We start from the raw sequence: 18,575 nt of genomic DNA, 5'->3' as shown, positions 1-18,575 counted from the left end.
CTGAACCGATTTTCTCGCCCATCGCACAGTCATCGTGCGGTCGGGTTCGCTGACTGGCGGTGGCGACGATCGCTGTAAGTCAGTCGAACAGTACGCGCTCGAGGATCGGCCGGAGGAACGACCCGCGGCGGGTCTCTTTGGAGTGAACGAGCAACGCTGGTTGCTCGATGGCTGCAGCGAGACGATCTGAGCGCTGTTCGATGAGCAGATCGGGCAGCCGCCGATGTGTGACGGTGCTCAAGATGACGATATCGGACGGCTCGAGCGCCTCAGAGAGGCCGTCAACCACGTCGTCCGAACGAATGATCGACGATTCGACGGGGACGGTACAGAGCGCGTCGAGTTCCGCATGGTAGTCCGCGATGGTCTCAAGCAGTTTGTCGGGTGCGTTCTCGGAGACGGCAAAGAGAAACCGAATGCGAGCCCCGAGGACGTCTGCCATCGCATCCGCGAGTTCGACCTTGAGCGGGTCGTTAAACGGACTTCGATCAGTAACGACGGCGATCTCGTCGACGGAAACTCGCTGGGCATGCTGGACGAATGCGACATCACAGGGAGCGTGTTCCATGATCCAGTCGGTGTCCCGGCCGAAGAGAGTCCCCAGGCGACTGGTCGCCTCTTGTCTGGCGAGGACGAGGTCGGCGCCGATTCGGTCGGCAAAGTTGACGACTGCATGGCGCGTATCGTGGCTGACGATCTCTCCGACCTCGACAGGAACCTCGAGATCCTGAACGAGTTCGTCAGTCCGCTGTTCGAACTCGAGGTCGGTTTCGGAGAGCGCTTCGGCGGCGGTATCGAGTGGCACTTGGTCGGGAACTTCATCGAACCGGACAACACGGATTCGCCCGCCTCGACGGCGCACGATCGGTGCGGCTAACTGGATCAACGCGTCTTCTTGCTCGCGAGTCACGTCCCGGCGAAGCGGGATCAGCATCTCGAAGCGGTCCTCGCGCTCGAGTTGTTCTTCCGTGTCGCGAACGAACTGTTTCCCGGCTTCACGGCGGGCGAGACCTTTGGCGGCACCCTCGCGTTCGATCCTGTCTTTGGCGTACCATCGGAACCAGAGGAAGCCGAAGACGACGATCCCGACCGAGCCGATGATCTCCTGGGCGTCCATCTGCGTGATGATAAAGATTCCCGAGAGGATTCCGAACAGCTGTATCCAGGGATAGCCTGGTGTCTGGAACTCCGGATCGTACCACTCGAGGTTGTGCTCGCGAAAGGCGATCAGCGCCCCACAGACGAGGATGTAGACGAGGATCTGGAACGCACCGGCCATCTTGGCGATTTCGTCGACTTCCTGTGTGGCGACGATAAAGATGATGATCGCACCAGTGGTGAGAATGGCGACGAACGGCGTCGAAAAGCGCGGGTGGATATACTCGAACACCTCGAGAAAGAGCTTGTCGCGACTGAGTGCGAGTGGATACCGGGAGGCCGTCAGAATCCCTGCGTCAGCCGTGCTGACGAGTGCGAGGAGGGCAGCAAGCACGATCGCCGCGACGGCGAACGAACCAGCAGGAAGGGTCCCAACAATCGGAACAGGGATCGTTGCCGCTCCGAAGAGGAGTTCCGTCGCGACAGCCATTGGCTCTTCTGTCCCAGTCAGTTCAGGTCCTTCGACCACGCCGACCAGGACGAACACGAGTAACGCGTACAGAAAGGCCGTCGCGATAAGTGAGATGAACAGTCCAAGCGGGAGGTTTCGGCCGGGGTTTTCGATCTCTTCGGCGACAGCAGCGACCTTCGTGACGCCGGCATACGAGACAAGCACGAGTGCAGTCGCACTGAGAACACCGTCTATCCCATCGTCCGGCCAGAACGGATCGTAGTTCGCACCTTCGACCTGGACGATCGAGCCGACGACGAACGCCGAGAGGATCGCAAGCATGATGATCACCATAATCAACTGGAGTCCGCCAGTCTGTTTGACGCCGACCAGATTGACTGCGATCAGCACGATTGCAAACGTGATTCCGAGTGCGCGCACGCCGGGGATCGTCAGGCCCCCCTCGAGTGCCGGAATCGCGATTTCCAACGTTGGGAGCTGGTAGATGAAGTTGACGTAGAACATGCCACCGTAGAGCGCAAGCGATCCTTTCAGCATGAGCATGAGCCACGTGCCGAGGCCAGCGATCGTCCCGAACGACGGTCCCAGCCCTCGTTCGATGAAGACGTAGTCACCGCCGGCCTCGGGCATTGCCGTGCCGAGTTCGGCGATGCTGAGTGCTGCTGGCACGACGAGAATCGCTGCGATCACGAACGCAAGGATCACGGCTGGCCCTGCTTCGGCCATCGCAACGCCTGGTAAGATGAAGATCCCGCTGCCGATCATCGCTCCCATACTGATCGCGATTACGGCAAACAACCCGAGATCACGCTCGAGATCCTTCGCCATCGAGTAGATGTTCTGTGCGGACGTTACAAAAGATTCTTATTGATAATTCGTATGTCTTCATAGAACACAGTTAACAAGAATATAGGATAATAATACGAGATCTAGTACTCATGTGATTGATTTTATTTCTCGAGTTCGATATCGCCTGTCGTGGCTCCAGCGGCCGCGTGCACTGTGTTTCACACTCGCCGCCAAGAGCGGGACGTATGCGGGCGAAGGCGACCAACCCACTGCGTTTTTAACACCCGGGCGTGTATGGACGAATTAGCGAAACCCGCGGGCAAGTGCGTTCGAGATTCACGACCATCGTGAGTCAGTTGGAGGAACAGCCTCCACGTTCGCATAGCGGGATGGCCGACGTGCTGTAAGACGCCGGGGCCGCAAAACCGGGAGTCCGCGGACCGTTTCGATGAGAGTCCACCACGCGGCTTTCAGTACAACGAACCATGGAAATCGAAATCGCAACAATCGGCGGCTACGAAGAAGTTGGACGGCAGATGACTGCCGTCCGCGCCGGTGACGACGTCGTCATCTTTGACATGGGCCTGAACCTCTCGCAGGTTCTGATCCACGACAACGTCGAAACCGAACGGATGCACAGCTTAGACCTGATCGACATGGGCGCGATCCCTGACGACCGGATCATGTCCGACTTGGAAGGCGACGTCCAAGCAATCGTCCCGACTCACGGGCACTTAGACCACATTGGGGCGATCAGCAAACTCGCTCACCGATACAACGCGCCGGTCGTCGCGACGCCGTTTACGATCGAACTGGTCAAACAGCAGATCGAGGGCGAACAGAAGTTCGGCGTCGAGAACGACCTGATCAAGATGGACGCCGGCGAGACGATGTCGATCGGCGACTCCGGCAAGGTCGAACTCGAGTTCGTCAACGTGACCCACTCGATCATCGACGCGATCAACCCAGTTCTCCACACGCCAGAGGGCGCAGTCGTCTACGGACTGGACAAACGGATGGACCACACGCCGGTCATCGGCGACCCGATCGACATGAAGCGGTTCCGTGAGATCGGCCGCGAAGGAGAGGGCGTACTGTGTTACATCGAGGACTGTACCAACGCGAACAAGAAGGGCCGAACGCCCTCGGAGAACGTCGCCCGCGAACACCTCCGCGACGTGCTCTACAGCATGGAAGATTACGACGGCGGGATCGTCGCCACGACGTTCTCGAGTCACATCGCACGTGTGACGAGCCTCGTCGAGTTCGCCAAGGATATCGGTCGCCAGCCAGTCTTGCTCGGTCGCTCGATGGAGAAGTACTCGGGCACTGCAGAGCGACTCGACTTCGTTGACTTCCCGGAGGACCTCGGGATGTTCGGCCACCGCAAATCCGTCGACCGGACGTTCAAACGGATCATGAACGAGGGCAAAGAGGACTACTTGCCCGTCGTCACCGGCCACCAGGGCGAACCACGCGCAATGTTGACCCGAATGGCTCGCGGCGAGACGCCTTACGAGCTGGACGACGGCGACAAGGTCGTCTTCTCCGCTCGCGTCATCCCGGAGCCGACCAACGAGGGCCAGCGCTATCAGGCTGAGAAACTGCTCGGTATGCAGGGTGCCCGGATCTACGACGATATCCACGTCTCGGGCCACCTGAATCAGGAAGGCCACTACGAGATGCTTGATGCGCTCCAGCCCCAGCACATCATCCCTGCTCACCAGGATCTCAAAGGGTTCTCCGGCTACGTGAACCTCTGTGAGAGCGAGGGCTATCAGGTCGGACGAGACGTCCACGTCACGCGCAACGGGAACCTCATCCAGCTTGTCGACTGATATGACAACCCCAGAGGCACGAGAAAAGGCGGTGCTCGAGGCGGTCCGCAAGCGCCGCGAGTTGGTCAACGAGGCCATCCCAGAGGAGCTGCCGATCCAGCGGCCGGAGCGACTCTACGAAGCGTCGCGGTACCTGCTCGATGCTGGCGGCAAGCGGCTCCGACCCACCGTCTTACTCACAACGGCAGAAGCGCTCGCGAATGTCGACCCACTCACTGTCGACTACCGCGAGTTCCCGACCCTCGATGGCGAGACGATCGACATCATGGACGCCGCCGTCAGCGTCGAAGTCATCCAGTCGTTTACGCTGATCCACGACGACATCATGGACGACGACGACCTTCGACGTGGCGTCCCCGCCGTCCACAAGGAGTACGACCTCGAGACCGCGATTCTCGCCGGCGACACGCTCTACTCGAAAGCGTTCGAGATCATGCTCGAGACGGGTGCAAAACCCGAACGCGCGGTCGAAGCGCTCGAGATCCTCGCGACGACGTGTACGAAGATCTGTGAGGGCCAATCGCTCGACGTCACCTTCGAGAACCGCGCAGAAGTCTCCCCCGAAGAGTACCTCGAGATGGTCGAGCAGAAGACCGCCGTCCTGTACGCTGCCTCGGCGTGTCTGCCCGCAATCTTACTCGGTGCCGACGACGAGACGATCGACGCGCTATACGGCTACGGACTCGATATCGGCCGTGCGTTCCAGATCCAAGACGACGTGCTCGATCTGACCGTCCCAAGCGAGAAACTCGGTAAACAGCGCGGCAGCGACCTCGTCGAGAACAAACAGACGTTGATCACCGTCCACGCCCGCAGCCAGGGTGTCGATATCGAGGGACTCATCGACACGAACGACGTCGACGCCGTCACCGAAGCCGAAATCGATGACGCCGTCGCCAAACTCGAGGCCGCCGGCTCGATCAGCTACGCGAACGAGACCGCTCAGGAGCTAGTCGAACAGGGCAAAGCGCGACTCGAGGTCCTCCCGGACAACGAGGCCCGTGACCTGCTCTGTGAGATCGCAGACTACCTGATCGAACGCGGCTACTAACGCCGTTTCGGCTCGCGGTCACGCGGCTCGAGTGAGCTCTTTTGTACTGTCAGACCCCACGTTGGGGTGAGAGGCTGTGTGCCGTTCCTGTTTGAGAATATTCGTCACGGCCTGCCGGATGAGAACTGCGACAGTCGTCGCTAGATCGACTTGCAGGCTTTGAGCACGAGTTCCGGGTTGTCAACAAGTTCGTGAATCGTGTGTGCGCCCTTCCCGTGGCCACGTCCTTTCCGGGTCTGTTCGATGATCGAGAGAAACGCCAGTTCGCTGAGTAACTCACGGACGCGTCGGATTCGCAGCGGGTCAGAGCCTTCCTGTTCGCAGAGGACCTCGTAGGTTGAGTAGATGTCCGCCGTCGGAATCGCCGGGTCGTCGTCCGGGGCCTGTTGGGTCTGGAACGCAAGCGCCTGGAGAAGCAGTTTCGAGTGTGGCGGCTGTTTCGAGATGAGTTCTGCCAGCCGATTCTGTTCCTCTCGAGTATGGGCCTGGTTGACGTGTTCTTCAGTGACGGTTTCGGCGCCGTTCTCGTCGGCGATCTCCCCGGCGTAGCGGAGAATGTCGATCGCTTTTCGTGCGTCGCCGTGTTCTTTCGCGGCCAGCGCTGCCACACGCGGGATGACCGAATCCTCGAGGACGCCATCTTGGAACGCATCCTTGCGCGACTCGAGGATCGCCCTGAGTTGGTTCGCGTCATACGGTGGGAAGACGTAATCCCGTTCGCTCAGGCTGGATTTGACGCGCTCGTTGAGTTCCTCTTTGTACCGGATCTTATTGCTGATCCCGATAATTCCGAGCGTGCTCTCCTCGAGTTTCCCGGATTCGACGGCTCGAGAGAGCTGCATCAGAATATTGTCGTCGCCGATCTTGTCGACCTCGTCCAAAATGATGATGCCAACGTCGAACCGTCCGTCGAGGACGTTCCAGAGCCGACGGTAGTACTCCCCTGTACTCAGCCCGGAAGCGGGAATCGTGACTCCCGTCTCAGCCTCGTCGTTGAGTTCGCGGGCGATCGTCCGCACTGCCTGCGTCTCCGTTGCATGTTGGAGACAGTCGATGTAGGCGACGCCGATCGAGACGTCGTTTTTCGCGGCACTCGAGCGGAGGTCCTTCGTAATATACTTCGAGCAGAGCGATTTGCCCGTTCCCGTCTTGCCGTAGATCAGGACGTGATTCGGCGTCTGTCCCTGAACGGCGTCTTTGAGTGCCTGTGCGAGACTGTTGAGTTCGTCCTGTCGGCCGATAATTCGATCGCCTTCGACGAGATGGGAGATGCGGAGCAGATCCTTGTTGGCAAAGATGTAGTTTTGGTTGTCGAAAAACGACTCTGAGCCGGACATACGTCGGCAATGTCCGAGCGACTACTTAACGCTAACTCCTCGGTGCCGATGTAAACACACCGAAGTGCCGATGTAGTTCTATTAAAATGGCGTTTCAGGCCCACTACTTGTATTTTAGCCACTCCCCAGTGCCAGTGTAACTGGACCGGAGTGCCAGTGTAGCGCGGTAGGATGGAACACACCCACCCCGGAGTGCCGATGTAACTGTTCCGAGCGTGTCCACGGGAACCGCTGGAAAGACCGATTCAGCGACGTGGCACCGGACGGAACAACGGGTGGGAAGGCACACGTGTTTCGGCTGGACACGTTGTGACCGACGTCACAACTCAACTGTTGTGACTCTCGTATGACCGATATCGAAGGTCGGTTATTTATACGCTTTGGTATTGCTGTATGAAGACGATCGATGAATATCCCTATTTCACCGTCAGAATCGCTGGTGGGCACACTCTCGGAGGATTTACATCGGCACTCTGGGGTGTGTCTGGGCGCATCTGGATAGCCGACCGCCTCTTCCGGACCGAACACCAGCGGAGCCGAACATCACCACAACTGTCAGCAGTTCGGCTCTCGAGCGCCACTACTCGAGCAAACATCGCGGAGGTTTTGGTTCGGGGCCGAATACGTCTCGGTAATGAACGACGAGTTACGAGAGCGCGTCGAGCGCGAGGCAGAGAAGCACGCGCTGTTGAACGCCGTCAAACACGAGAGCGATGCCGCCGTCGGCGCGATCATGGGGCCGCTGATGGGCGACAACCCCGAGTTCCGCGAGCACGGCGACGAGATTCCGGGAGTCGCTGGCGGCGTCATCGGCCGGGTCAACGACCTCACATACGAGGAAAAGCGGGCCCGACTCGAGGATCTCGCCCCCGAGGAACTCGCCGAAATCGAAGCCGAAGACGAAGAAGACGAACACGATCTGCCGGAGCTGCCGAACGCAGACGAGTACGGCGAGATCCGCATGCGATGTGCGCCGAACCCGAACGGGCCGTGGCACGTCGGCCACGCACGGATGCCCGCCGTCATCGGCACCTATCGCGAGCGCTACGACGGCTGGTTCTGTGTCCGCTTCGACGACACCGATCCCGAAACGAAACGACCGGATATGGAGGCGTACGACGCAATCCTCGAGGATCTCGACTATCTCGGCTTCGAACCCGACGAGATCTATCGGGCCAGCGACCGACTCGAGACCTACTACGAGCACGCCCGCGAACTGATCGAGATGGGCGGGGCCTACACGTGCTCCTGTAGTGGCGAGGAGTTCTCGGAGCTGAAAAACGCTGGCGAGCCGTGTCCACACCGCGACAAAGACGTCGAGACCGTCCTCGAGGAGTTCGAGGACATGATCGATGGCGAGTACAGCAGTGGCGAGATGGTCCTCCGCGTAAAGACCGACATCGAGCACAAAAACCCAGCACTGCGTGACTGGGTTGCGTTCCGGATGATCGACACGCCCCATCCCCGTGAGGAAGCCAGCGAGTATCGCTGCTGGCCGATGCTGGATTTCCAGTCGGGCGTCGACGACCACCTGCTCGGAATGACCCACATCATTCGCGGGATTGACCTGCAAGACTCCGCGAAACGCCAGCAGTTCGTCTACGACTACTTCGGCTGGGAGTACCCCGAAGTCATCCACTGGGGCCACGTCCAACTCGACGACTACGACGTGAAGGTGAGCACTTCCACGATCTCGGCGCTGATCGAGGACGGCGAACTCGACGGCTGGGACGACCCACGCGCGCCGACACTCAAAAGTCTCCGGCGGCGTGGTATCCGCGGCGAGGCAATCGTCGATTCGATGGTCGAGTTGGGGACCTCGACCAGTGATGTCGATCTCGCGATGAGTTCGATCTACTCGAACAACCGCGATCTGATCGACGAGGAGACTGATCGCCGATTCTTCGTCCGCGGGGGGACCGAGATTCCGCTCGCCGGGAGCCCACCAGCGGAAGCTAACCCCCCACTGCATCCCAACCACGAAGACCGTGGCGTCCGAGAGATCCCATCCGGCGACGCCGTCTTGCTCGAGGCCGATGATATTCCGGCGGCCGAAAATTGTATCTGGCTGAAAGGCCTCGGTTGCTTCGAGTACACCGGCGACTCGCTTGCATACACCGGCGACGACATTGACGTGGTCCGTGAGGGAGATGTCGACGTCATTCACTGGGTGCCAGCAGCAGAGAGCGTTCCTGTCCGACTACGGACGATGGATGGCGACGTAAGCGGCCGGGCCGAACCCGGCGTCGCTGAGCTCGAGGGTGACGAACTTGTCCAGTTCGAGCGCGTCGGCTTCGCGAGAATCGACCGCCACGAGAGCGACGATGGTGACGAACGGACGGTTGCCTACTACACGCATCCCTGAACTCGGAGGAAGTGCTGGCGTTGACTCTCTGAATCATGGTTGAGACAATCGGCGCTGGTTCCGAGAGGGCGAGTCGCCTGCCGCGTCTTCGGACAGGTACGTTATAAGAAACTGAAACGAGGCACACACGCATCGCACAGCGGTCGTACGATGTGGTGTGCAGTGACGTTCCGTGGCTACTGCACTCCTAAACTCGTTCAATCTCGCGACTCCCACAGTCGGGACACGTCTCTTGCTCGCGGTGGAACCTTTCGCCACACGCACGGCACCGATACTCGACGCTGTCCGCCCGGCCGGCTTCGGCTTCCTGTTTTAACCGCTCGACTTTCTTGCCGAGCCGTTCGAACATGCTCATAGGTATGTCATCGTCCTACACACGGATAAGTACCCCCATCAGTGAGCGAGTTACCCACGTCCAAAGCAGCCACAGCGACAGTACTCGTGTCCTTAGAGCAGGAAGACAGCCACGAGAAAGCCAACCAGAATCGTGCCCGTCAACAGGACTTGTGTCGCTGTCGAAGCGAGCGTGCCGACGGTCGCGTAGAACGCAGACCGCGTGCTGGCCTCGAACTCGCCGTTCCGAGCGAACTCGAGGGTGAAGACGGTGCCGAAAAGCCCCACGAGCAGCCCGATCGGGCCGGCGATGAGCATCAGGACGATTCCAACGGCCGCGGCAGCGGCAGTCGTTCCCCAGGACGCGCCGCCAGCTTTCGCAGCGATCGAGCCACCGAAGAACTCGACGACGAGCGTCAGCACGCCGAGCAGAGCGAGGACGGCGACCGCGATGATTCCGGGCTCGGTGAACTCGGAGTGCCACCAGTAGAGTCCGAGTCCGGCGAGCGAAAAGAGGCCGCCAGGAACCAACGGAATGACTGTCCCGACGACGCCACCGACCAACAGCGCGATGGCGACGACGACGATTGCGTCGACCATTACTCTACAGAGGTGTGCTGACACCAAAACCGTGGTGCCAGCATCACCGCCGTCTCGGTCGATGCAAGGCCGGATGCTGGTTCGGCTGAGATATGACCCCAGTCCCGACCAGACGGAATTGCAGGGGCTGTCGAGCCGAAACCAGTATCGTAGATCGCACCTATCGTATATCGTACCAACTGGAGCGTGTGACACATCGATCGCGTTGGCAGTGGATCTCGCTTACGTCGTTCGCTCCGACCCACGTTCTCGTCGTTCGATTGAGTGTATGGTGGCGGTCAGTGGCTACTATATCATCTGTCACCGAAACGGATAGCTATGACAGACGGTGCGATCGTCGTCGGCGCATCCTCGGGAATCGGCGAGGCACTGGCGCAGGAACTGGCAGCTGAAGGCTATGAGGTCGGCCTCACAGCCCGCCGGACGGAGCGCTTGGTCGAAATCGGCGCAGTGCTCCCCACGAACGCGTACGTCGCGACGATGGACGTTACCGACGTCACCGACGCTCGTGAGGGCTTCGACGAACTCGTCGACGCGATGCCGTCGGTCGACCTCGTCGTGATCAGCGCCGGCGTCGGCCACCTGAACCGCGACCTCGAGTGGGAACCCGAACGCGAGACGGTCGACGTCAACGTCCGTGGCTTCACAGCGCTCGCGACGGCCGCGATGGCTCACTTCGACGACCGTGGGGCGGGCCATCTCGTTGGGCTCTCCTCGGTCGCAGCCGTCTTCGGCAACGGCAGCGCACCCGCCTACAACGCATCGAAAGCGTTCGTCTCGACGTATCTCGAGGGGCTGCGCTATCGGCAGGCCGGCCGTGAGAGCGACGTGACAATCACGACGGTCGAACCCGGGTTCGTCGACACTGAGATGGCGATGGGCGAGTTTTGGATGTGCTCGCCCGAGACGGCGGCGAGACAGATTCGGCGCGCGATCGACCGCGAGCGCGATCACGTCTACGTGACTCGTCGATGGCGACTCGTTGCCTGGGTCCTGAACGCGCTTCCCGAACGTCTCATGCAGCGCCTTTTCACCTGAGTAACACTCCGCTGAACAGCCTACTGAAACCGGTCACGAACCTCGAGCGCAACCGCCGACCCGTAGTAGTCGACCAGCGGGCAGACGGCATCCCCGAGCGCGCGCATACACTGGCTCGTCGAATGGTACTCGAGGCGATCCACCACCCGTTCCCACTCGCGAGCCTGCAAGGCACGCATGACGAGCAGTCGCTCCTCGCGGGCCGTCAACTCGATTGTATCCGGCATCTCGAGGAAGTAGCGGACGACGAGTCGGCGAAACGGCCCCGGATCGATATCGAACAGACCGGGACCGTAGGCTGCGCCGGCGACGAGTCGCCACTCGTGGTCAGTCAACTCGCAGTCGTCGACGTCGGTGTCGACGCTCCGGAACACCGCGCGGGCGACATCTGGCTCGAGGTCGTCGAGGGCGTCCGTACAGAGTGCGCGAAAGCGGCGGGCGAACCAGTCAGCGTGGCGGTCGTGCAGTGCTCGGCCTGCCTCACTCGTCGGCGCGAGCATGAGCGCGGAGTACTCGCCGCTGGCGTCGTTGCGCGTCGTCGAGACGTGGACGGTTCGGTAGCCGTTTTCCCGCCAGAACTCGAGGAGGCCAGGCGTTGTACCGAAGCCAGTGCCGAGCCAGTCGACCGGGGAGTTGAACTCCTCTCGAACACACTCGAGCAGCCGCGAACCGAGGCCGCGTGAGCGCACCGCGTAATGTGTTGCAATGCGGACGACACGGAGACCAGCCGGCTCACCTGCGGACTCATCGCGGAGCTGACTCGTGAGGATGTCCGGAAGCATGTTGCCGCGCACCCGGCCCCCCTCGTACATCATTGCTCGCGTCGGCGCTGGAAGATCTCCCTCGCGAGCCAGCAGGGCAACGCTGACGACGTGCCCATCGTAACACAGTGCACGCGCCTCGAGATTCGGCGCATCGAGGAGCCGTGCGAGGTCGTTTGGCTCGGTCTGGTAGTGTGCGAGCACGAGCAGCCCGAACGCCTCTCGAAGCAGGTGCTCGTCGGCCAGCAAGGTGTCGGGCTCGAGGCGACGATACGCGACGGTCTCGGGTGTCGCGTCTTCGACCAGCGACTCGACTGGCGGTCGCGCATCGAGCAACAGCGCCCGAAAGGCCCATACTTCGACGGGGTCGCCCGCCGCGTAGCGGATTGGCTCGCCGAGCGTTCGATCGACGACGTCGTGGTCGCTCTCGTCAAGTCGGTCCCGAAACCGAACCGAGAAGCCACGCCCTGCCCCCTCGTAGCCGTGAATCGTCGTCGCGAAGGCGATGCGGTCGGCCGAAAGCAGCGACTCGAGAACCGAGACAGGGAGCGCCGCGGCCTCGTCGACGATGACGATGTCTGCAGTCTCGAGGCGGTCGACGGCGACGGCGGGCTCGAGAAAACGAATCCGTCCGCCGGCGTTCGTCTCGAGTCGACGGGCATCGACGCTGGCGGTACAGTTCTCGAGTGTGTCACAGAGCTCCGCGGCGCGGTCGAACAGCTCCGCGGCGTTTCGCGACCGTGGTGCCGTCACGAGGACGTCCATGCCGTCGGCAACGAACGCACCTGCAGCCAGTCCGGCGGCGCTTGATTTTCCCCGGCCGCGGTCGGCCTCGAGGACGACGGCTCGAGGCTGGCTGTTGCCGTCTGTGTCATCACCGCCCGCGAGTAGCGACTCGAACGCTGTGACGGCCTCGACCTGATCGCGCGTAAGGCAGGCCTCGTAGGTGGCAGCCGGGAACCGGACAGCTGCCGCCGCCTCGAGCGCTGTCTCCTGCGTGCTGCACAGCCGCGGGGCCGGGTTCGTCAGCCCGTTCTCGACGATCTGTCGGGTCTCGAGATTCACGATTGCAATCCCACGGTGGACGTGCAGTGTCTCGACAAGTCGTCGTCTGAACCGGCCAGTGACGTCTGTGGGTGAAAATGGGGGGACAGCAAGGGAGTCGTCGAACTCGTCGTGACAGTCGGGCCACGCCGAAAGCTGCGGGGCCAGCACGATCAGCAGGCCACCACCGTTGACCGTTCCGACGACTTTCCCGAGTGCGTTCGGCTGGAGTCCGCCGTGGGCGTCGAGGGCGACCGCATCCCGTGTCGTCCCGAGAAGCTCGCTCGCGTTCGACTGCGGGAGCTGCTCACATCGTAGCCGATCGTTGGGGCCAACGAGTGTGGTGGCTGTGATCGGAACCGGCAGCGTATCGAGAATCGACTCGAGGGCGTCGTATCCGTGTTCACGATCGCCTGCTAGCACAAGCAGCCGTCGCTCGTTCGTCTGTGTCGCCTCCTCGAACAGCGACTCGGCGAGTCCGACGACGTCTCCGTCCATGCTCTCGTTTTGGGGGCTCGGGAGTAATAGGCAACGGAACACCACCTGTCGGAGCTGCGGTACTCGTACGGTCTGCTGTCCGTCAGTTCCAGTGCGACCACGACCTGTCCTGCGGTCGCACCGATACAGCCTTCCGTCTCATACGGTCTGCTGTACCGATGTACCGCCGATCACCAGAGACGGGGTTGGTGATCGGTGGTAACTGATAGGGATCAGCGTGGATATTCGGACGTTTTCACGAGGAGAACAGCCTACTGAAAAACCGCACGACGAGAGGTGCTATGAACTAGTCTGTTGATCTCTATGACTACAGCAGTCCGTATCAGTCGTTCCTTGCCGTGGCCATCGTACTGATCCCGTCCACGACGTGGGACTCGATACACATACACGTTAGGCGACGTTTCGACTAAGCAGGTTCTGTGTGTGCCTATCGCATAGCCCCGGCTGTTTGAACACGCTTTTAAGGAGGGCAACGCTACAGCGTAGTACACCCTACGCGGGGTTGATGATGCTCCTAGCCTTACAGGACTTCCGCCGGAATCTGATCCGGCACGGAGTACCCAGTGCTCCGGACGGCAGGGGAGCGCGAGCCCACGTGTAGGAGAGGTGAACAACCAATGTCAGTCTACGTAACCACCGACATCCCAGCCGACCTCGCAGAGGACGCCCTTGAGGCCCTCGAGGTCGCACGAGACACCGGACGAGTAAAGAAAGGAACCAACGAAACGACGAAGGCAATCGAGCGCGGCAACGCCGACCTTGTTTACGTCGCAGAAGACGTCTCCCCCGAAGAGATCGTCATGCACATCCCTGACCTCGCAGAGGAGAAGGGCATTCCTGTCATTTTCATCGAAACACAGGACGACGTCGGCCACGCTGCCGGCCTCGAGGTTGGCTCGGCTGCCGCCGCGATCGTCGACACCGGCGAAGCCGGAGACGACGTCGAAGATATCGCCGGCAAGGTCGAGGACCTCGACTGAGGTGATCAGAGATGAGTGCTGAAGAGGAAGAAAGCGGCTCTACGCCCGCCGAGGTCATTGAGATCGTCGGCAAGACCGGCATGCACGGTGAAGCCATGCAGGTCAAGTGCCGGATCAAGGAGGGCGAGAACCAGGGACGAATCATCACCCGAAACTGCCTCGGGCCGGTTCGCGAAGGAGACGTGCTCCAGCTTCGCGAGACCGCCCGTGAGGCAGACTCCATCGGAGGTCAATAATGGTCGAGAAACGAACCTGTGATTACACGGGCGAGGATATTGAACCCGGAACGGGCATCATGTATGTCCAGAACGACGGGAGTATCCTCCACTTTGTCGACTCGAAAGCGGAGAAAAACTACAAGCTCGGTCGCGAACCACGCGACCTGGAGTGGACCGAAGACGGCCGTCGTGACAAAGGTCCTGCAGAGCCAGCAGCTGACGAAGCTGATGAGACCGACGAGGCCGACGAAGCTGACGAGGCCGACGAAGCTGACGAGGCCGACGAAGCTGATGAGGCTGACGAAGCTGACGAGGCCGACGACGAGTCCGAGGAGGACGAGGAATGAGCGATCACGAGCGCACGTTCGTGATGGTCAAGCCCGACGCCTTCGCGCGTGGGCTCGTCGGCGAGGTCGTCTCCCGACTCGAGGACCGTGGGCTCAAACTCGTGGGCATCAAGGTCATCAACATGCCCGAAGAGCGTGCCCAGGAACACTACGCAGAACACACCGAAAAGCCGTTTTTCGATGATCTCATCGACTTCATCACGTCCGGTCCAGTCGTCCCGATGGTCTGGGAAGGACAGGACGCGACGCGACAGGTCCGACAGATGATCGGCGAGACGGACCCACTCGAGGCCGAACCCGGCACGATCCGTGGTGACTACGCGCTCGATCTCGGTCGAAACGTCGTTCACGCCGCCGACCACGAAGATGAAGGCGCAAACGAGCGCGAAATTTCGATTCATTTCGACGACGACGAGCTGATCGACTACGATCAGCACGACGCTCAGTGGCTGTACGAGTGACAAGTTCGTCTCGGTGACGAACTCATTGTTCTCGGTTCAATAGGACTGGTCAACTACCGGATAGTGTAGCAGCCGAAAGCGCTGCGATCGACTCTCCTGTGTGTGCGTTTGATCGGCTCGAGTCACGTCTACTGAGAGACGGCTCGTTCTCGAGCCGTCTCTGCCCGCCAGCTGCGTGCACGCTCATGATTGGAACTGGCGTAACATTCTATTGGCTGTCCTGCAGTCGTTTCAGAGGAGTGGCTGTGTCATTGGACTGCTTCAAAAAGTCGGATATCACACATGTTCGTGACTAAACAGACGTAACATCTAATGTGACGGCTGTAGTAACTCCGAGTGGTGGTTTCGAATGGTAACAGACGGTAGGTGGTCCGTGGATGCATGATCCGGAGAGAGAGTCAACAGCAGCTACAGCACAGGTAACGCCCTCGCTGGACCTGATTTTCGACCTGCTCTCGAATCGCCACCGACGATATACACTCTACTATCTGCACGACCAGCCGGACGGTGTCGCGACGTTCGAAGAAGTTCTGGACGGCGTCGTTACTCTTCAGGAGCGTCTGGCTGAGTCAGAGTCGACGGCGAGTGCCGACGCCGAGACGACTACCGAAACCGATCGCAAGCAACGCCAGCGGCAGATCCAGATGGAACTGCAGCATACGCACTTGCCGAAACTCGAGGACGCGGGCATCCTCGAGCACGATCACCGCAGTGAGACGGTCCGGTACTGGAGCCAGCCGTCCCTCGAGGAGTGGCTCGAACACGCCCAGCATAAGGAACAGCTGTAGAGAGACCGGGCTGTTATCAGTCGGCGTGAAGATGCTGAGTAGACACTCTCTGATGGGGTGTCTATCGGCTGTCGGCGACGAATCTCGCGACGTGGCGGTGATAAATTATGCTGAATGATAGCATTGCTCTCCTTAAAACTTAACTCGCCAGCTACCGAGCTAACAGATAGGTGAAACTCAATGACTGACCACGAACTTCCACCACTTCCGTACGACTACGATGCACTAGAGCCGTCGATTTCCGAGCAGGTCGTGACCTGGCATCATGACACGCACCATCAGGGCTATGTAAACGGCCTCAACGCTGCCGAGGAAACCCTCGCGGAGAACCGCGAGTCCGGTGAGTTCGGCTCGACGCCCGGTGCGCTGGGTAGTGTCACTCACAACGGCTGTGGACACTATCTCCACACGCTGTTCTGGGAGAACATGTCGCCAAACGGTGGCGGCGAGCCCGAGGGAGACCTCGCCGACCGCATCGAGGAGGACTTCGGTTCCTACGAGGGTTGGAAAGGCGAGTTCGAAGCCGCTGCCGGCGCTGCCGGTGGCTGGGCACTGCTCGTGTACGACCCGGTTGCCAAGCAGCTGCGAAACGTCCCAGTCGACAAGCACGACCAGGGCGCACTCTGGGGCTCGCACCCCATCCTCGCACTGGACGTCTGGGAACACTCCTACTACTACGACTACGGTCCGGACCGTGGCGACTTCATCGACGCCTTCTTCGACGTCGTCGACTGGGAGAAGGCCGCAGAAGAGTACGAGAAGTGTCTCGACCACTTCGAGTAAGCTGAACGCAGCAGGCGCGACGAGCAAGTCAACACTGACGTTTTTTTGCAACGATACGATCCTGGCAGCGACAGCGCAGTCAGTCGCACCGATCCGCACACCATTGAACGAGATGGTATCGAAGCCGTCGTAATCGAGCGGACCAGTCGTAGGGAAACGAACGATTTAGGCGGCTGAGAGCGGTAGCGATGAGCATGCCCGTTTCCAAATCCGAGTTCGACAGCCTGCCGCCGTGTGACTTCTATACACCTGAGGAACTGCTCGAGGACGATCAGATGTACACTGTCTACGAGATCGCCCGCCTGCTGCAGGGGCTCGAGCCGGACACGGATATCGACCGCGAAACCGAGGATATCCTGCTCGACTGGGCGATTCCGTGGGTGATGACCAACGCCGACGACCTCGTGGTCGCCGAACCACGCAGCGACGACGAGCCCGGCTACTATGGCCTGAAAGAATGATTCTCCTCGTGGTCGGTGCCGATCGTGTCGACGCCGGCAAGACCACGTTCTCGGTTGGCCTGCTCAAGCGAACCGGTGCGGTTGGCTACAAACCCCGTGCCGGAAACGACTTCTGGTTCGACCACGACGACTGCCAGCGAGCGCTTTCCAAGGGGCGGCTCTACGGCAAAGACGCCGCCCGACTCGCAACGGCGGAAGACTGTGGCCGACCCCCCGAAGCGCTCAATCCTGTGCACCGACTGTGGCGGCCAACCCCCGATGGCGGGACTGGACTGCTTGGCAAGTCGGATCGGGAGTTCCTTGTCGATCGCATTGGTCGTCCGGACGACACCGCGTCGACGTTCGTCCGCAACGCGACCGCCGACATTCCGACTGCCGTCGCCGATGCACTCCCGCTCGAGGACGCGATCCCGGTCGAAACCGTCGGCGAGTACAACGAGCTTGCCGAACAGCGATACGTCCCCATCTTCGAGGAACTGGCTGCTGAAATCGAATCGTCGTCCGTTGCTGTCGTCGAATCCTACAGCGACATCGCCCGGCCGCTGCAGTCGCTCGACCCTGCAGCGATCAGCGCCGTCGTGGCCGTCGAGCCCGGTCGTGCGAGCATCTATCCGGGCGACCGCTACTGTCGGGCCGCCGAAATCGCCAGTTCGAGTCCAAAAGACGGGACGCTCGAGAAACGTGTCCCAGATGTGCTCGACTATCTCGACCCACTCGAGCGTGTTCGTCTGCCGGCGCTTGGCAGCGACGACCGGGCGAAGCCAGCACGGATCGCGACTGCGTACAGCGATGCCTACGACGCGTTGTTGGATGCAGCCGGCACGCTCTGATGAGGCCCAACGGCGACTCCTGGCGCTCTATTCTCAGTGTTTGGTGTCGAGCTATCGCCGCCAAACCGACAGGTATCGGGCTGAAAACTCGCGTTCGTCGATTGCAGTGGTTACGACTACCCAGTGTGACAATCGAGTACTGAGACGGCGAACGTTCATCGGCGCAATCGGAAGTGGGGCAGGGCTTGGGTTGGCTGTCTGACTCGGGATGATGATCAAGACTCGGCTGACTCGGATGGCGACCCTAAACCGGACGACCCGGATTTCGAGGGAACACTCACCGTCGTCACCGACGAATCGATGGTCGACGGCAAAAGTCCAGCGGAACCGTGGCTCAAGGAGGCGTTCGAAGACGAGTATCCTGACGCCGAACTCGAGTGGGAGTTGCTTCTAGACCAGGGTGTCAGCCACTATATCGGGGATGCCGATCGGGACATCACGATCGAGGCAGCAGGAGGCGCTGGCGATCTCTGACCGTGTCGT

At 60.6% G+C, this 18,575-nt stretch carries 18 protein-coding genes; 13 read left to right on the top strand and 5 right to left on the bottom strand.

The window, feature by feature from the left end; genetic code table 11:
• Positions 1–79 precede the first annotated feature (79 nt).
• Positions 80–2,398: an amino acid permease gene (locus tag DV706_RS11825; RefSeq protein ID WP_006064307.1), complete on the bottom strand. Its 2,319-nt coding sequence runs from the start codon at positions 2,396–2,398 to the stop codon at positions 80–82.
• 446 nt (positions 2,399–2,844) lie between these two features.
• Between DV706_RS11825 and DV706_RS11820 the strand changes: the two genes are divergently transcribed.
• Positions 2,845–4,197, top strand: a complete 1,353-nt coding sequence (locus DV706_RS11820) for a ribonuclease J (RefSeq protein ID WP_006064306.1) — start codon at positions 2,845–2,847, stop codon at positions 4,195–4,197.
• A 1-nt stretch (position 4,198) separates the two neighbouring features.
• Positions 4,199–5,248, top strand: coding sequence for a geranylfarnesyl diphosphate synthase (gene idsA3 / locus DV706_RS11815; protein ID WP_006064305.1), 1,050 nt, complete (start codon positions 4,199–4,201; stop codon positions 5,246–5,248).
• A gap of 140 nt (positions 5,249–5,388) precedes the next feature.
• Here idsA3 and DV706_RS11810 read toward each other — a convergent pair whose 3' ends face one another.
• Positions 5,389–6,585 carry a Cdc6/Cdc18 family protein gene (locus DV706_RS11810; RefSeq protein WP_006064304.1) on the bottom strand — a complete coding sequence of 399 codons (1,197 nt, stop codon included), beginning with the start codon at positions 6,583–6,585 and terminating at the stop codon, positions 5,389–5,391.
• A 634-nt stretch (positions 6,586–7,219) separates the two neighbouring features.
• On the opposite strand from DV706_RS11810, the gene DV706_RS11805 reads away from it, so the two are divergent.
• Complete coding sequence (locus DV706_RS11805) at positions 7,220–8,950, top strand: glutamate--tRNA ligase (RefSeq protein WP_006064303.1); 1,731 nt, start codon at positions 7,220–7,222, stop codon at positions 8,948–8,950.
• A gap of 187 nt (positions 8,951–9,137) precedes the next feature.
• On the opposite strand, the gene DV706_RS21770 is transcribed toward DV706_RS11805, so the two are convergent.
• Together DV706_RS21770 and DV706_RS11800 are read right to left on the bottom strand one after the other, a co-directional pair.
• The gene (locus DV706_RS21770; RefSeq protein ID WP_006064302.1) at positions 9,138–9,305 is read right to left on the bottom strand and encodes an FmdB family zinc ribbon protein; all 168 of its coding nucleotides are present in this window, start codon (positions 9,303–9,305) and stop codon (positions 9,138–9,140) included.
• 92 nt (positions 9,306–9,397) lie between these two features.
• Positions 9,398–9,883 carry a DUF456 domain-containing protein gene (locus tag DV706_RS11800; RefSeq protein ID WP_006064301.1) on the bottom strand — a complete coding sequence of 162 codons (486 nt, stop codon included), beginning with the start codon at positions 9,881–9,883 and terminating at the stop codon, positions 9,398–9,400.
• A 318-nt stretch (positions 9,884–10,201) separates the two neighbouring features.
• Here DV706_RS11800 and DV706_RS11795 point away from each other — a divergent pair, with 318 nt between their 5' ends.
• On the top strand, positions 10,202–10,921 hold the full coding sequence (locus DV706_RS11795; protein WP_006064300.1) for an SDR family NAD(P)-dependent oxidoreductase: 720 nt from the start codon (positions 10,202–10,204) through the stop codon (positions 10,919–10,921).
• 20 nt (positions 10,922–10,941) lie between these two features.
• Here DV706_RS11795 and tmcA read toward each other — a convergent pair whose 3' ends face one another.
• Positions 10,942–13,224, bottom strand: a complete 2,283-nt coding sequence (tmcA, locus tag DV706_RS11790; protein ID WP_006064299.1) for a tRNA(Met) cytidine acetyltransferase TmcA — start codon at positions 13,222–13,224, stop codon at positions 10,942–10,944.
• Between the two features lie 617 nt (positions 13,225–13,841).
• Here tmcA and rpl7ae point away from each other — a divergent pair.
• From rpl7ae to DV706_RS21955, 9 genes are all read left to right on the top strand, one after another.
• On the top strand, positions 13,842–14,204 hold the full coding sequence (gene rpl7ae, locus DV706_RS11780) for a 50S ribosomal protein L7Ae (RefSeq protein ID WP_006064298.1): 363 nt from the start codon (positions 13,842–13,844) through the stop codon (positions 14,202–14,204).
• An 11-nt stretch (positions 14,205–14,215) separates the two neighbouring features.
• Positions 14,216–14,440, top strand: a complete 225-nt coding sequence (locus tag DV706_RS11775; protein ID WP_006064297.1) for a 30S ribosomal protein S28e — start codon at positions 14,216–14,218, stop codon at positions 14,438–14,440.
• Positions 14,440–14,769 (top strand): 50S ribosomal protein L24e, encoded by a 330-nt coding sequence (locus DV706_RS11770; protein WP_006064296.1) that lies wholly within the window; start codon positions 14,440–14,442, stop codon positions 14,767–14,769. Before DV706_RS11775 ends, DV706_RS11770 begins: the two co-directional genes overlap by 1 nt.
• Positions 14,766–15,230, top strand: coding sequence for a nucleoside-diphosphate kinase (gene ndk / locus DV706_RS11765; RefSeq protein ID WP_006064295.1), 465 nt, complete (start codon positions 14,766–14,768; stop codon positions 15,228–15,230). The genes DV706_RS11770 and ndk overlap by 4 nt, the downstream gene beginning before the upstream one ends.
• Positions 15,231–15,607: 377 nt before the next feature.
• Positions 15,608–16,018: a DUF7344 domain-containing protein gene (locus tag DV706_RS11760; RefSeq protein WP_006064294.1), complete on the top strand. Its 411-nt coding sequence runs from the start codon at positions 15,608–15,610 to the stop codon at positions 16,016–16,018.
• A 180-nt stretch (positions 16,019–16,198) separates the two neighbouring features.
• Entirely contained in the window at positions 16,199–16,801 is a 603-nt protein-coding gene (gene sod / locus DV706_RS11755) for a superoxide dismutase (RefSeq protein ID WP_006064293.1), read from the top strand.
• A gap of 194 nt (positions 16,802–16,995) precedes the next feature.
• Positions 16,996–17,262 carry a DUF5827 family protein gene (locus DV706_RS11750; RefSeq protein ID WP_006064292.1) on the top strand — a complete coding sequence of 89 codons (267 nt, stop codon included), beginning with the start codon at positions 16,996–16,998 and terminating at the stop codon, positions 17,260–17,262.
• Positions 17,259–18,092, top strand: a complete 834-nt coding sequence (locus tag DV706_RS11745) for a hypothetical protein (RefSeq protein WP_006064291.1) — start codon at positions 17,259–17,261, stop codon at positions 18,090–18,092. Before DV706_RS11750 ends, DV706_RS11745 begins: the two co-directional genes overlap by 4 nt.
• Positions 18,093–18,392: 300 nt before the next feature.
• Complete coding sequence (locus DV706_RS21955) at positions 18,393–18,566, top strand: hypothetical protein (protein ID WP_006064290.1); 174 nt, start codon at positions 18,393–18,395, stop codon at positions 18,564–18,566.
• The last annotated feature ends 9 nt before the right edge of the window (positions 18,567–18,575 follow it).

Origin of the sequence: Natronorubrum bangense (genome assembly GCF_004799645.1) — an archaeon.
In the GTDB taxonomy this organism is placed as follows: domain Archaea; phylum Halobacteriota; class Halobacteria; order Halobacteriales; family Natrialbaceae; genus Natronorubrum; species Natronorubrum bangense.
The sequence above is the reverse complement of the archived record's forward strand: the minus strand, read 5'-3'. Positions and strand labels throughout refer to the sequence as shown.

Coding starts and splice junctions, on each gene's coding strand:
- DV706_RS11805 (WP_006064303.1), top strand. CDS start 7,220: ATGAACGACGAGTTACGAGAGCGCGTCGAGCGCGAGGCAGAGAAGCAC.
- DV706_RS11775 (WP_006064297.1), top strand. CDS start 14,216: ATGAGTGCTGAAGAGGAAGAAAGCGGCTCTACGCCCGCCGAGGTCATT.
- DV706_RS11810 (WP_006064304.1), bottom strand. CDS start 6,585: ATGTCCGGCTCAGAGTCGTTTTTCGACAACCAAAACTACATCTTTGCC.
- DV706_RS21770 (WP_006064302.1), bottom strand. CDS start 9,305: ATGAGCATGTTCGAACGGCTCGGCAAGAAAGTCGAGCGGTTAAAACAG.
- DV706_RS11800 (WP_006064301.1), bottom strand. CDS start 9,883: ATGGTCGACGCAATCGTCGTCGTCGCCATCGCGCTGTTGGTCGGTGGC.
- DV706_RS11745 (WP_006064291.1), top strand. CDS start 17,259: ATGATTCTCCTCGTGGTCGGTGCCGATCGTGTCGACGCCGGCAAGACC.
- sod (WP_006064293.1), top strand. CDS start 16,199: ATGACTGACCACGAACTTCCACCACTTCCGTACGACTACGATGCACTA.
- idsA3 (WP_006064305.1), top strand. CDS start 4,199: ATGACAACCCCAGAGGCACGAGAAAAGGCGGTGCTCGAGGCGGTCCGC.
- DV706_RS11825 (WP_006064307.1), bottom strand. CDS start 2,398: ATGGCGAAGGATCTCGAGCGTGATCTCGGGTTGTTTGCCGTAATCGCG.
- DV706_RS11795 (WP_006064300.1), top strand. CDS start 10,202: ATGACAGACGGTGCGATCGTCGTCGGCGCATCCTCGGGAATCGGCGAG.
- rpl7ae (WP_006064298.1), top strand. CDS start 13,842: ATGTCAGTCTACGTAACCACCGACATCCCAGCCGACCTCGCAGAGGAC.
- DV706_RS21955 (WP_006064290.1), top strand. CDS start 18,393: ATGGTCGACGGCAAAAGTCCAGCGGAACCGTGGCTCAAGGAGGCGTTC.
- DV706_RS11750 (WP_006064292.1), top strand. CDS start 16,996: ATGCCCGTTTCCAAATCCGAGTTCGACAGCCTGCCGCCGTGTGACTTC.
- DV706_RS11770 (WP_006064296.1), top strand. CDS start 14,440: ATGGTCGAGAAACGAACCTGTGATTACACGGGCGAGGATATTGAACCC.
- DV706_RS11820 (WP_006064306.1), top strand. CDS start 2,845: ATGGAAATCGAAATCGCAACAATCGGCGGCTACGAAGAAGTTGGACGG.
- DV706_RS11760 (WP_006064294.1), top strand. CDS start 15,608: ATGCATGATCCGGAGAGAGAGTCAACAGCAGCTACAGCACAGGTAACG.
- tmcA (WP_006064299.1), bottom strand. CDS start 13,224: ATGGACGGAGACGTCGTCGGACTCGCCGAGTCGCTGTTCGAGGAGGCG.
- ndk (WP_006064295.1), top strand. CDS start 14,766: ATGAGCGATCACGAGCGCACGTTCGTGATGGTCAAGCCCGACGCCTTC.